This is a genomic window from Marinobacterium sp. xm-d-564, assembly GCF_013283345.1.
Lineage (GTDB): Bacteria > Pseudomonadota > Gammaproteobacteria > Pseudomonadales > Balneatricaceae > Marinobacterium_E.
In genome coordinates this window covers 68,724-82,340 of sequence record NZ_WBYO01000002.1, presented here as the reverse complement: position 1 = coordinate 82,340, position 13,617 = coordinate 68,724, and the positions used below count along the sequence as shown (strand labels likewise).

Annotated in this window: 11 protein-coding genes; 3 read left to right on the top strand and 8 right to left on the bottom strand. The window is 48.6% G+C overall.

What is annotated here, in order from left to right:
* Positions 1-25: 25 nt before the first annotated feature.
* The 6 genes from odhB to sdhC form a co-directional block, all read right to left on the bottom strand.
* Positions 26-1,240, bottom strand: a complete 1,215-nt coding sequence (gene odhB / locus XMD564_RS02715; protein WP_173507745.1) for a 2-oxoglutarate dehydrogenase complex dihydrolipoyllysine-residue succinyltransferase — start codon at positions 1,238-1,240, stop codon at positions 26-28.
* Positions 1,241-1,287: 47 nt separating this feature from the next.
* Positions 1,288-4,119: a 2-oxoglutarate dehydrogenase E1 component gene (locus XMD564_RS02710; protein ID WP_173505898.1), complete on the bottom strand. Its 2,832-nt coding sequence runs from the start codon at positions 4,117-4,119 to the stop codon at positions 1,288-1,290.
* A 505-nt stretch (positions 4,120-4,624) separates the two neighbouring features.
* On the bottom strand, positions 4,625-5,329 hold the full coding sequence (locus XMD564_RS02705; protein WP_173481575.1) for a succinate dehydrogenase iron-sulfur subunit: 705 nt from the start codon (positions 5,327-5,329) through the stop codon (positions 4,625-4,627).
* 12 nt (positions 5,330-5,341) lie between these two features.
* Complete coding sequence (gene sdhA, locus XMD564_RS02700; protein WP_173481576.1) at positions 5,342-7,117, bottom strand: succinate dehydrogenase flavoprotein subunit; 1,776 nt, start codon at positions 7,115-7,117, stop codon at positions 5,342-5,344.
* A gap of 3 nt (positions 7,118-7,120) precedes the next feature.
* Positions 7,121-7,468: a succinate dehydrogenase, hydrophobic membrane anchor protein gene (sdhD, locus tag XMD564_RS02695; protein ID WP_173481577.1), complete on the bottom strand. Its 348-nt coding sequence runs from the start codon at positions 7,466-7,468 to the stop codon at positions 7,121-7,123.
* Positions 7,462-7,839, bottom strand: coding sequence for a succinate dehydrogenase, cytochrome b556 subunit (sdhC, locus tag XMD564_RS02690; protein WP_173481578.1), 378 nt, complete (start codon positions 7,837-7,839; stop codon positions 7,462-7,464). The genes sdhD and sdhC overlap by 7 nt, the downstream gene beginning before the upstream one ends.
* 455 nt (positions 7,840-8,294) lie before the next feature.
* Here sdhC and gltA point away from each other — a divergent pair, with 455 nt between their 5' ends.
* Positions 8,295-9,575, top strand: coding sequence for a citrate synthase (gene gltA / locus XMD564_RS02685; RefSeq protein ID WP_173507744.1), 1,281 nt, complete (start codon positions 8,295-8,297; stop codon positions 9,573-9,575).
* 69 nt (positions 9,576-9,644) lie between these two features.
* Here gltA and XMD564_RS02680 read toward each other — a convergent pair whose 3' ends face one another.
* Together XMD564_RS02680 and XMD564_RS02675 are read right to left on the bottom strand one after the other, a co-directional pair.
* Positions 9,645-9,878, bottom strand: a complete 234-nt coding sequence (locus XMD564_RS02680; RefSeq protein WP_173507743.1) for a hypothetical protein — start codon at positions 9,876-9,878, stop codon at positions 9,645-9,647.
* Positions 9,879-10,127: 249 nt separating this feature from the next.
* A complete protein-coding gene (locus XMD564_RS02675) occupies positions 10,128-12,020 on the bottom strand; it encodes a propionyl-CoA synthetase (protein ID WP_173484291.1) in 1,893 nt (630 codons plus the stop codon).
* A 285-nt stretch (positions 12,021-12,305) separates the two neighbouring features.
* Here XMD564_RS02675 and XMD564_RS02670 point away from each other — a divergent pair, with 285 nt between their 5' ends.
* Together XMD564_RS02670 and XMD564_RS02665 are read left to right on the top strand one after the other, a co-directional pair.
* Positions 12,306-13,007, top strand: coding sequence for an energy-coupling factor ABC transporter ATP-binding protein (locus XMD564_RS02670; RefSeq protein ID WP_173483191.1), 702 nt, complete (start codon positions 12,306-12,308; stop codon positions 13,005-13,007).
* A complete protein-coding gene (locus XMD564_RS02665) occupies positions 13,004-13,612 on the top strand; it encodes an energy-coupling factor transporter transmembrane protein EcfT (protein WP_173484292.1) in 609 nt (202 codons plus the stop codon). Before XMD564_RS02670 ends, XMD564_RS02665 begins: the two co-directional genes overlap by 4 nt.
* Positions 13,613-13,617 lie beyond the last annotated feature (5 nt).

The window sequence follows — 13,617 nt, the reverse complement described above, 5'->3', positions numbered from 1 at the left end:
AAAGATTCCTAGAATGCGATTCGCATTAAACGTCTAGGAGCATGCGCGCTGGATCTTCCAGCAGGTCCTTAATTGTTACAAGGAACTGTACAGCCTCTTTACCATCGATCATACGGTGGTCGTAAGAGAGTGCTAGGTACATCATTGGTAGGATTTCAACCTGACCATTCACCGCCATTGGACGCTCTTGGATCTTGTGCATACCCAAGATAGCTGTCTGTGGTGGGTTAAGGATTGGGGTCGACATCAATGAGCCGAATACACCGCCGTTAGTGATTGTGAATGTACCGCCCTGCATGTCTTCCATGCCAAGCTTACCTTCACGACCGCGCTTACCGAAGTCTGCAATAGTGCCTTCTACTTCTGCAAGGCTCATCGCATCCGTATCGCGCAATACTGGCACCATTAGGCCACGATCAGTCGATACAGCGACACCGATATCTTGGTAACCGTGGTAAACCATGTCGTTACCGTCGATTGATGCGTTAACCGCTGGGAAGCGTTTTAGTGCTTCAGTCGCCGCTTTAACAAAGAATGACATAAAGCCTAGACGTGTACCGTTGTGAGTCTTCTCAAACAGATCTTTGTACTGTTTACGAAGTTCCATGACAGGCTTCATGTTCACTTCGTTGTACGTTGTTAGCATCGCAGCATTCTGTTGCGCTTCAACTAGACGCTTAGCGATGGTTGCACGTAGACGAGTCATTGGAACGCGTTTCTCAACACGCTCACCTACTGGAACGTTTACCGATACCGCTGGCTGGGCTGCAGCAGGAGCGGCTGCAGGTGCTGCTGCCGCAGGAGCGGAAGCCGGCTTGTTCGCCATGAAGTTCATAACGTCTTCTTTAGTGATGCCACCATTTTTACCCGTGCCAGGGATCTGGCTAGCATCAAGACCGTTCTCATCAATCAGTTTACGAGCGGCTGGGCCTACTTTTTCAGCGTCACCTGCTGGAGCCGCTTCAGTCGCTGCTTCTGCTGCTGGAGCTGCCGCACCGGCTGCACCCGCTTCAAACTTAGCAAGAATCTCTTCGCTAAGAACCGTTTCACCTTCGCCTTTTAGGACTTCAGTGATCACACCGTCGGCTGGAGCGACAACTTCAAGAACCACTTTATCGGTTTCGATGTCGACAATAAGTTCATCGGCAGAAACCGCTTCACCTGGCTGCTTGTGCCAAGTTGCAACAGTTCCGTCTGCTACTGATTCTGGAAACGTAGGTGCTTTAATTTCGATTGACATGATTTTTCCTTTCTTGCCTTCTGCTCGTCGTACGAACGAATTCTTTATTAACCGTTTAGGGCGTCGTTAACCAATTTCTCTTGCTGCTCAACGTGAACAGAGATGTAACCTACTGCAGGCGCTGCAGCGTGTGGACGACCCACACCATCTAGGTGAATCTCTGGCTTCACTTTACGTAGAGCGTTGCGCATGTGGTGCTGACTGCAGTACCACGCGCCCTGGTTCATTGGCTCTTCCTGACACCAAACAACCGATTCAAGATTAGGGTATTGGCTCAACTCATCTACCAGATCCGCCTCTGGGAATGGGTAGAGTTGCTCAATACGAACGATCGCAACATTCTGCTTCTCTAGCTCTTCGCGACGGTTGTATAGGTCGTAGTAAACCTTACCGCTACACATCACAACACGATTCACTTTCGACTTATCAAGCTGATCCACTTCACCAATAACCGGTTGGAATGTGCCATCCGCCAGCTCTTCTAGAGTAGAGATCGCCTGCTTGTGACGAAGCAGAGACTTCGGCGTCATGACCACCAACGGTTTGCGAAGTGGGCGAACCACCTGACGACGCAGTAGGTGGAAGATCTGCGATGGCGTCGTAGGTACGACAACCTGAATGTTGTGCTCAGCACAGAGCTGTAGGTAGCGTTCCAAACGAGCAGACGAGTGCTCTGGACCCTGACCTTCAAAGCCGTGAGGTAGCAACATTGTCAGACCACATAGACGCTGCCATTTCGCTTCGCCTGATGTGATGAACTGATCGATCACGACCTGAGCACCATTGGCGAAATCACCGAACTGCGCTTCCCAGATCACCAACGAGTTTGGTGTCGTGGTTGCGTAACCGTATTCGAATGCCAATACCGCCTCTTCAGACAGGTATGAATCGTGGATCGTGAATTTTGGTTGATCCTTATCCATGTTCTGAAGGGGTACGTAAGTCGTCGCATCTTTCTGATCATGCAGAACCGCGTGACGGTGTGAGAAGGTACCACGACCGACATCCTGACCGGTCAAACGGACTGGGTGACCCTCTGCAAGAATTGACGCGTAGGCCAATGTCTCTGCAAAGCCCCAGTTAGCGGCCATTGCACCGGCTGCCATACGCTTACGGTCGTCATAGATCTTAGAAACCTGACGCTGCACGCTGAAGTGCTCAGGGGTTTCAGCAATGTTCGCCGCAAGCTCTTGAAGCACTTTGATGTCGACACGAGTATCACACTCAAACGACCATTGGTGACCAAGGTAAGGCGCCCAATCGACAAACATCTTAGTGTTTGGTTCAAGCACAAGAGAGTGAGCAACGTGTTCGCCATTTTCTAGCGCTGCACGGTAAGCTTTTTCCATCTCTTTGCTCTGTTCAGCAGTGATCACACCCTCTTCGATCAGCTTAGTTGCGTATAGATCGCGTGTGGTCTTCTGCTTTTTGATGACATCGTACATCAACGGTTGAGTACCGCTTGGCTCATCCGCCTCGTTGTGACCGCGACGGCGGTAACAGACTAGATCGATAACAACGTCTTTCTTAAATTCGTTACGGTAATCAACCGCCAACTGAGTCACGAAACGAACCGCTTCTGGGTCGTCACCGTTGACGTGGAAGATTGGTGCTTCGATCATCTTAGCAACGTCGGTACAGTAATCTGTAGAGCGAGCATCTTCTTGCTTAGAGGTCGTGAAACCAACTTGGTTGTTGATCACGATGTGGATCGTGCCGCCTGTCTTATAAGCGCGTGTCTGAGACATCTGGAATGTCTCCATGACAACACCCTGACCCGCGAAGGCTGCATCACCGTGGATGTTGACAGGGACAACGGTGTTACCGACTGGATCTTCACGACGATCCTGACGGGCACGAACCGAACCTTCAACCACTGGCGCTACGATCTCAAGGTGAGATGGGTTGAATGCCATCGCAATGTGCACCTCACCACCGTCAGTATTGACGTTCGATGAGAAACCCTGGTGGTACTTAACGTCACCCGATGAATCAACCAGCTTCTTACCTTCGAATTCACCGAACAGGTCAGCTGGGTTTTTACCGAAGATGTTAACCAGCGTATTAAGACGGCCACGGTGTGCCATGCCGATCACAACCTCTTTAGCACCCTGCTTACCAGCACGCTGGATCAGAGTATTCAATGAGACGATCAGAGATTCACCACCCTCAAGACCAAATCGTTTAGCACCAGCAAATCGGGAGCCAAGGTACTTCTCTAGACCTTCAGCTGCCGTTAGGCGCTCTAGGACCATGAGTTTCTTCTCAGGCTCAACCGTTGGGTGTGCACGAGTTGGCTCAATGCGAGACTGAAGCCATAGACGCTCTTCAGTGTTCACAATGTGCATGTACTCAGAACCTACCGAACTGCAGTAAGTCTCTTGAAGATCCTGAAGGATCTCGCGCAGTGTCGCCTCTTCGCGGCCAAACTGCAGACTACCGAGTTGGAAAGTTGTATCAAAATCTGCTTCTGAAAGTTCGTGGTAGCGCAGATTAAGGTCGGCCACTTCTGCACGTTCTAGCAGATTCAGTGGGTCGATCTTGGCGATCTGGTGTCCACGCATACGGTAAGCATCAAAAAGGGCTAGCGCGCGAACTTGCTTACGCTCGTGTTCAGAGCTGACAGAGGATACCGCTGCAGGCTGTGCACGTTTTTGATTCTTAGCAATGTATTGGAAATGTTCACGAATCGGTGCAAGAGGAACATCAGGAGTAATGTTTTCACCGACTTTAGGGAGTTTATCAAACTCTTCACGCCACTCTGGGGGAACGGAGTTTGGATCTAAAAGGTACGTTTCGTATAGCTGTTCTACGTAAGAGAGGTTGCCGCCGTATAGATGAGCATTCTTCCACAGCTGCTCCATCAGACCGTCTTGCATTATATATTTACCCTCGTTGTGGGGTACGGGACCTCCGAAGCTCTTGTGAAGCCTCTTCATCCATCGCCCTTATGCTTCTAATTTCCATTTTTCAGCGCATTATTCGGTGTTGCAACCAAATAAAACTCGCGTAGTTTACGCCTTTTATTCAACCCTGAACACCGCAGTTTTAGCGATTTAATACTAAAGTAATCAATGTTTTATCGCGTTTTGGAATAAGTTAATTCTACGGGCTTTTAACAGCCGTTTTTAGTTCTTTTAGGCTATTAAGTAAGAGCTTTTTAAACGTTTTTTTGCACTTTAGTCGTAATGCATGTTTTGGAGTGTTGTACGAGGAGTTTGGAGTGTAATTGAATTGCGGTTGACAGGCTGAAGCCAGTCACCAATGTATTATTTTCGCTACGGAGTGACGGTGACTGGCTTCAGCCTGTCATCCACCCTTACAGCGATTTCCAGAAAACAAAAAACCCGCCAAGGCGGGTTTTTTTTGAGCTTCAACCTAATCTTAGGTTGCGCGTGAGATCAGCATGTTACGGATCTTACCAATCGCTTTGGTTGGGTTAAGACCTTTAGGACATACGTTCACACAGTTCATGATGCCGTGGCAGCGGAATACGCTGAATGGGTCATCTAGCTCTGCAAGACGTTCATTCGTTGCTGTATCACGGCTGTCCGCTAGGAAACGGTAAGCCTGTAGAAGGCCTGATGGGCCGACAAACTTATCTGGGTTCCACCAGAACGACGGACAAGAGGTTGAACAACAAGCACAGAGGATACACTCGTATAGACCATCTAGCTCTGCACGCTCTTCAGGAGTCTGCAGGCGCTCGATCGCTGGAGCCGGAGTATCGTTGATCAAGAATGGTTTGATCTTCTCGTACTGCTTGTAGAACTGACCCATATCGACAACCAAGTCACGGATAACCGGAAGACCTGGAAGTGGACGAAGAACCAGCTTGTCGTTCTTAACCACTTCAGAAAGAGGGGTAATACACGCAAGACCATTCTTACCGTTCATGTTCAAACCGTCAGAGCCACATACGCCCTCACGACAAGAACGACGGAATGTCATTGATGTATCTTTCTCTTTGAGAAGGTGTAGAAGATCCAACACCATGATGTCCTTGCCACCAGGGATATCGATCTGGATATCCTGCATGTAGGGAGCATCATCAATCTCAGGGTTGTAACGATAAACACTTACTAGCATCGTAACGACTCCTTAATATGTACGAACTTTAGGTGGGAACGCTTCCATGGTCTTCGGAGCGAAGTTCACGGCACGTTTGCCCAGCGTTTTCGTTTGTGGGTAGTAAACTGAGTGACACAACCAGTTTTCATCATCACGCTCAGTAAAGTCGTTACGAGCATGCGCACCACGAGACTCTTTACGCTCGTATGCAGCAATGGCAGTTGCCTCAGCCACTTCCATTAAGTTCTCAAGCTCAAGCGCTTCAAGACGTGCAGTGTTGAATGACCCAGTCTTATCTTCAAGATATACGTTCGCTACACGCTCACGGATTGCCTTAAGCTTAGTCAAACCTTCCTGCATCGCATCGCCGTCGCGGAATACACCGAAGTAGAGCTGCATGCACTGCTGAAGATCTTTACGAATATCCGCAACCTTCTCACCGCCAGTCGAGTTATTTAGACGGTTTAGACGAGCCATTGCTGCCTCGATCTCTTCTTCAGTAGCGTCTTTAACTTCGTAGCCTTCGCGCATCTGCTGTTCGATCTGAAGACCTGCAGCACGACCGAAGACAACCAAGTCTAGTAGTGAGTTACCACCTAGACGGTTAGCACCGTGTACCGATACACAAGCAACCTCACCACAAGCGAATAGACCTTCAACGATCTTATCTTCACCTGATTCAGGATCTGGGTTAATCACCTGACCACCGATGTTAGTGGTCACACCACCCATCATGTAGTGACAGGTTGGCACCACTGGAATTGGCTCTTTCACAGGATCAGCTGCTGCGAATGTCATTGAAAGCTCACAGATACCTGGTAGACGTGAGTGAAGAACCTCTTCACCTAGGTGATCAAGCTTCAAGTAGACGTGATCGCCGTCTGGACCACAGCCACGGCCTTCAAGGATCTCTAGGATCATTGAGCGCGCAACAACGTCACGACCGGCAAGGTCTTTCGCATTAGGAGCGTAACGCTCCATGAAGCGCTCGCCGTCTTTATTAACTAGGTAGCCACCTTCACCACGACAACCTTCAGTTACCAGCGTACCTGCACCCGCAATACCGGTTGGGTGGAACTGCCACATCTCCATGTCTTGCGCAGCAATGCCGGCACGAAGTGCCATACCCATGCCGTCACCAGTGTTGATCAATGCGTTGGTAGTCGATGCGTAGATACGACCTGCACCGCCAGTAGCCAATACAGTCGCTTTCGCTTTAATGTAAACGGTTTCACCTGTTTCGATACAGATCGCAATACAACCGACAACCGCGCCGTCTGCATTTTTAACAAGATCGACTGCAAACCACTCGTTTAGGAAAGTTGTACCTGACTTCATGTTTGCTTGGTATAGCGTGTGAAGCAGTGCGTGACCTGTACGGTCTGCCGCAGCACAAGTACGAGCAGCCTGACCACCTTCACCGAAGTTCTTAGATTGACCACCAAATGGACGCTGGTAGATACGACCTGTCTCTGTGCGAGAGAAAGGAAGACCCATGTGGTCAAGTTCGAATACCGCACGTGGACCTACAGAACACATGTATTCGATCGCGTCTTGGTCACCGATGTAGTCAGAACCTTTAACGGTATCGTACATGTGCCAGCGCCAATCGTCGTTTGGATCCGCACTCGCGATTGCACAAGTAATACCACCCTGTGCAGATACTGTGTGTGAACGTGTTGGGAATACTTTTGTAACACACGCAGTGTTTAAACCTGACTGTGCAAGTTGAAGGGCTGCGCGCATACCTGCACCGCCACCGCCGACAACAATTGCATCAAATGTAAGCGTACGTAGCTTAGACATCTATTAAACCCCCCAAAGAATCTGAATACCCCACACCACGTAAACAAACGCGAGCAGGCCACAGGCAGATTGGAATACGAAACGAATGCCAGTTGGTTTAATGTAGTCGGTAGAAATTGACCACATACCGATCCAAGCATGCGCAACCAATGAAAGCAGTGTTAACAGTGTGAAGATACGCATTGCAGTACCTTCAAACAGTGCTGACCACTGGTTGTAATCTAGTTCAGGGTTAAGCAGCATGTAGCCGATCATGAAGATCGTGTAAGCTGCAAGGACAACCGCAGTTACGCGCTGCATCATCCAATCGTAAAGGCCGCTACGGCCAAAGCTTGTTACCGAAGTTACCATACCCAAACTCCTGCTAGCACAATGGAGATAGCTGAAATCGCAAGCGTTGCTTTCGCAGCCGCATTGCCAGATTCAATCTCTTCACAGTAACCCGCATCCATAACAAGGTGCTTGATACCTGCGAAGAAGTGGTACAGAAGTGCAGACAACAGACCCCAAGCGATGAACTTGGCAATGAATGATTCTGTTAGAAGTGCAGCTGCTGCATCAAAACCCTCTTGAGACTCAAGAGAAAGGCTCAGTGCGTACATCATGAAAATGGTACCGACAAATAGAATCAGACCAGTGACACGGTGCAGAATTGAAGTCACAGCCGGTAGAGGCTGCTTAATGGTTCTCAAATCGAGATTTACAGGTCGTTTTTTGTTCACGGCTCTAGTTCACACTTATGTGCCCTCTCCGGGGCCTCGTTTACTAGTAAGTACCTGATTCGGTAGTGACAGAGTCAACTACTCAGGACGACGATTAAAACTGCACGTTTATGACAAATATTCATATGAATATTCACATATTGCAGCGCGCAATTTTCGGAGGCTGATTATAACAATTGATAGGCTTTTGACAATCAATCTAAGGCCCTATTAGCCAATGGTTTAATAGGGCCATGTACAGTTCCGACGCGATTCATACGCCAGAGCGCATAAATTCGACTTATAGCTTTTTGTCCTTACTTTATAGCTTTTGCACTGCAACAATTGACGATTGACAATCACTTTGGGCTCACTATAGTGATCAGGCCTTAAAGAGTTCTGAGCCAACCTCAGAAGAGCTCTAAGATGCTTAAATACCCATATTAAGCAGTAACGGAAATAGATAGGAGCCAACCATGGCTGATAAGAAAGCTCGTCTCGTAGTAGACGGTGTAGATAAAGAGATCGAACTGCCGGTTTATCACGGCACAGAAGGTCCAGATGTTGTTGACGTTCGCCCACTAACAGGAGAAGGCCTGTTTACTTACGACCCAGGTTTTGTATCAACAGCCTCTTGTGAATCAAAAATCACATACATTGACGGCGCTAATGGTGTTCTTCTTCACCGCGGTTACCCAATCGAAGAACTGGCCGAGCACTCAGACTACTTAGAAGTGTGTTACCTCCTTCTAAATGGTGAACTCCCTACTCCCGAGCAGAAAGCTAAATTTGACTACACCGTGAACCAACACACCATGGTTCATGAGCAGCTTCGCTCTTTCTACAACGGTTTCCGCCGTGACGCTCACCCAATGGCGATCATGTGTGGTGTCGTAGGTGCGCTATCCGCTTTCTACCACGACTCACTGGATATCAATGACCCTCATCACCGTGAAGTTTGTGCTTACCGTCTCATTGCTAAAATGCCAACGCTAGCGGCGATGTGTTACAAATTCTCAATCGGTCAGCCATTCATCTACCCACGTAATGATCTTGGCTACGCTGATAACTTCCTTCGCATGATGTTTGCGACGCCGTGTGAAGATTACAAAATCAATCCAGTGCTTTCACGCGCGATGGATAAGATCTTCACGCTTCACGCAGACCACGAGCAGAACGCGCCTACTTCAACTGTTCGCCTTGCAGGTTCATCAGGTGCTAACCCATTTGCATGTATTGCAGCTGGTATCGCAGCACTTTGGGGCCCGGCTCACGGTGGTGCAAACGAAGCTGTATTGAAGATGCTTGCTGAGATCGGCTCTGTTGAGAACATCCCTGCGTTCATCGAGAAAGCAAAAGATCCAAACGATCCATTCCGCCTAATGGGCTTCGGTCACCGCGTATACCGCAACTTTGACCCACGCTCACGCGTTATGAAACAGACCTGTGATGAAGTATTGGCTGAACTGGGCATCACGGATGATCCAATGCTAGACATCGCTAAAGAGCTTGAGCGCATCGCGCTAGAAGATGAATACTTCGTTAGCCGTAAACTCTACCCTAACGTTGACTTCTACTCAGGTATCATTCTGAAAGCGATCGGTATCCCTACCTCTATGTTTACCGTTATTTTCGCTCTGTCACGTACGATCGGCTGGATCTCACACTGGAACGAGTTCCACTCAAGCCCGAACAAGATCGGTCGTCCACGCCAGCTCTACACTGGTGAACCTAAGCGCAAGCACCCACGTGCTTAATCGCTACTAGCGACCCATAAAAAAACCCCGCAGTAGCGGGGTTTTTTATTGTCTATCGCCAGACAACTATTAGTGCTGTGTACGCATCAACGGTGAGCTAAACACCTGCTGGATAGCGCGATGATTAACAACCTGTGCAGCCACTTTGGACGCTTTTTTCTGAGCCTGAACAATAAGCGCTGCCAATTCAGAGCGACGAATCTGTTTTGCATTCCACTCAACCAGAGCGATCTTTTCTGACTCGCTTAGGTCGTTGCTATCTAGAAGCTCTAGAAGTGTTTTTTGATCAAGGATCTGTGACATGAGGTCATCCTCCACTGTTTAATTAAGTTAGCGCTAATGTATTCGACTAAGGTATTAGCCAGCAAGAGAGGCTTTTTCACAGAATAGGTGAGTTTAGTTCAACAAAAGGTAGAAGAACTGTAGGAGCCTTATCGAAGATGAGGCGATCCATCATCGCGACCTTTTCAAGATCGCTCCAACTATTCACCTGCGCTCAATAAACAAAAAAGCGAGCCTGAGGCTCGCTTTTCATTCACAAGGTAAATTCAATTACCCAGCAATCATTCCATTCTCACGCATGATGCCTTCGATCTCTGGCAAGCTGGCTGGATCATCGATGGTTGATGGTACTGTGTACTCTTGGCCATCAGCGATCTGACGCAGTAGCTTACGTAGGATTTTGCCTGAACGAGTTTTAGGCAGACGTTTAACCACTGCCGTGCGCTTGTAACAGGCGATTGGGCCAATCTCTTTACGAATATTAGCAACCAATTCCGCTGAAAGTTGCTCATCTGAGATATCAGCTCCGTCTTTCAGAATGACAAGACCAACAGGCTCCTGACCTTTTAGCTGCTCAGAAATACCGATTACGGCACACTCTGCAACGGCTGGGTGCGCAGCTACGATCTCTTCCATCTCACCCGTCGATAGACGGTGACCGGCAACGTTAATCACATCATCGGTACGACCCATGATGAAGACATAGCCATCTTCATCTTTATAACCACCGTCACCTGAGGTATAGAAACCTTCAACATCTGACAGGTAACCCGACTTGAAGCGATCGAAGTCACCCCAAACCGTTGGCAGACAACTTGGTGGTAGTGGCAGCTTGATAGCTATAGAACCCTGCTGACCTGCTGGCAATTCATTACCCGCTTCGTCAACAATCTGCACATTAAAGCCTGGGCTTGGCAGCGTTGCTGAACCGGCTTTTGGTGGCATTGGCTCGACACCCATCAAGTTGCCACAGATCGCCCAACCGGTCTCTGTCTGCCACCAGTGATCAATAACGGGTTTACCGGTTTTCTCAACAGTCCAATCATAGGTTGGTGGATCTAGACGCTCACCCGCCATGAAGATGGTTTGCAGTTCAGACAGGTCGTACTTAGCCACTTCCTGAGCTTCAGGATCTTCTTTTTTAATTGCACGGAAAGCGGTTGGTGCAGCAAATAGAATCTTAGCTTTGTACTCTTCACAGACACGCCAGAAAGCGCCAGCGTCCGGAGTGCGAACCGGCTTGCCTTCGTAGACAATCGTACTACAGCCAGCCAGAAGTGGTCCGTAAACAATGTAGGAGTGACCAACAACCCAACCTACATCCGAAGCGGCCCAGTAAACATCACCCGCTTTCACGTTGTAGATCGCTTTCATTGAGTAGTTCAGTGCGGTCGCATGACCACCATTATCACGAACGACACCCTTAGGTTTGCCCGTAGTACCTGAGGTGTAAAGAATGTATAGAGGATCTGTACCTTTAACCGCCACTGGCTCTGCTGGCGTCGCGTTAGCCATCTCTTCAGCCCAGTCACAATCACGTGGGGCCGTTAGCTCGGCCGTCACCTCTTCACGCTGGAAGACAATAACAGACTCCGGCTTATGCTCAGACAGGTTAATCCCTTCATCTACCATCGGCTTGTAAGGAAGTACCTTGGCAACTTCGACACCGCAAGAAGCCGTCACAATCGCCTTAGGTTGTGCATCATCGATACGTACAGCAAGCTCGTTAGGCGCAAAGCCACCAAATACAACTGAGTGGATAGCACCTAAGCGTGCAACCGCCAGCATAGCAACCACGGCTTCAGGGATCATTGGCATGTAGATAACGACACGATCGCCCTTCTCGACCCCTTTAGATTTCAAAACACCCGCAAAGCGTGACACCTGATCTTTCAGTTCAGAGTAGGTCACAGTGCGTTTAGTGTTAGTTACTGGTGAATCATAAAGTAGAGCTGCTTGGTCACCGCGACCCTGTTCGACATGATAGTCAACAGCCATGTAAGAGGTGTTCATCTCACCATCAGCAAACCAACGGTCAATACCGTTCTCATCTTTCGAAAGAATCGTTTGTGGTGCTTTGAACCATGGCAGATCAGCCGCTTTTTCAGCCCAAAACGCTTCTGGTTGCTCGATCGACTTCGTGTATTCGCTAAGGTAAGACATACTCATTCCTCATTAACTGACGAGATGTGATTATTTTTAGACGCTCGATATGAGCACTTTTCTAAAATAAGATTGTCGACACTTTACCGGAAAAGATTGGGGATTTATTTACGACTTATGGCGATATTGTCGACAATCCTATCCGCCTTTATAACCAGATAAGTGGATTTAATGCTCTTTTATCGCCAGCATGTAGTTCTACTACAGCCCTATTTGGGTTGGATTTGTTCGAAAGCATAGGCTACTCTGCGTCCACATTTTGAAAAGTTACATACCCTTTTACCAATGCACACCCCATCCATAGAGTTAAGTCACGTCACTCTGACAAGAGAGGGACGCACCATCTTCGATGATCTGACGCTGTCACTTAATGAGTCACGCATTGGTATTATCGGGTTTAATGGCAGTGGCAAAAGCAGCCTGATTCGCCTGCTTAACGGTTTACTTACCGCCGACAGCGGCACCATCAGCATCAACGGCAAAGACCCATCGAAAGGGCCTGCCGCCATGTCGACTGAAGTCGGTTTTGTATTTCAAAATCCAGATCACCAACTGATCTTCCCTACCGTGCTTGAGGAGTTGATCTTTGGTCTGCAAAACCAGGGCAAAGATAAGTCAGAGTCAGAAGCCGAAGCACTCGCACTATTAAAAGAGCACGATCGACTGGATTGGAAAGATCTTCCGGTCCACAGCCTCTCTGAAGGACAAAAGCAGTTGATCTGTATTTTCTCGGTACTCCTATTGAAGCCTAAAGTTATTGTCTTCGATGAACCCTTCTCTGCACTTGATCTACCCACTCGATATCAGCTTCAGAAAGTGATCAGCACTCTGTCCCAGCAGGTCATTATGATCAGTCACGAGCTAGACGGTTTTGACGGGTTTGATCGACTGGTATGGCTAGGTGATCAAGGGGTCGTAAAAGACGGTCCCACTGAAGAGGTGATCACTGACTATAAACAGCATGCTGTTAAGACCGCTGAGTCATGATGAGTCTCTACCTTGCACAAATATCCTGGCTGCACCGTCTACCTGCCGGGTTAAAGCTCTTCTGTTTAGCCATCGCCACGGTGCTGCTCTACCCAGTAAAAGAGGTAGGAATCATCTCTTTAGCCGTTGCTGTTACGTTGGGGATCTACGCCAGCTTGGGCAGATCTGGCTTGGCGCAATTGAAACTATTGAAACCGCTGTTCTGGATGATGCTGGCAATCTTTGCCTTACAGTATTGGACCATGGGGCTTGCCGAGGCTTGGATACTACTTGGTCGCATGTTGGTACTAATCTTACTGGCCAATGCCATCAGCATGACTACGCGAATGGATGAGATGAACGCGGTTTTTCAATTTTTGCTAACGCCACTTCGATGGCTGGGTGTTCAGACCCAACGAATCGCGTTTGCACTCTCTTTACTGATACGGTTTGTTCCTGTGTTGGTCTCGTTTATGCATGCTCTGTTAGCGGCATGGCGAGCACGAGGTGGACAGCGTCGCTATTGGCAAATTATAGCCCCATTAGTGGTACAGGCACTTAGAATGTCTGACCAGGTGGCTGAAGCGGTCGCCGCTCGTGGCGGCATACCAAAAATTAAAAACTAGAGAGC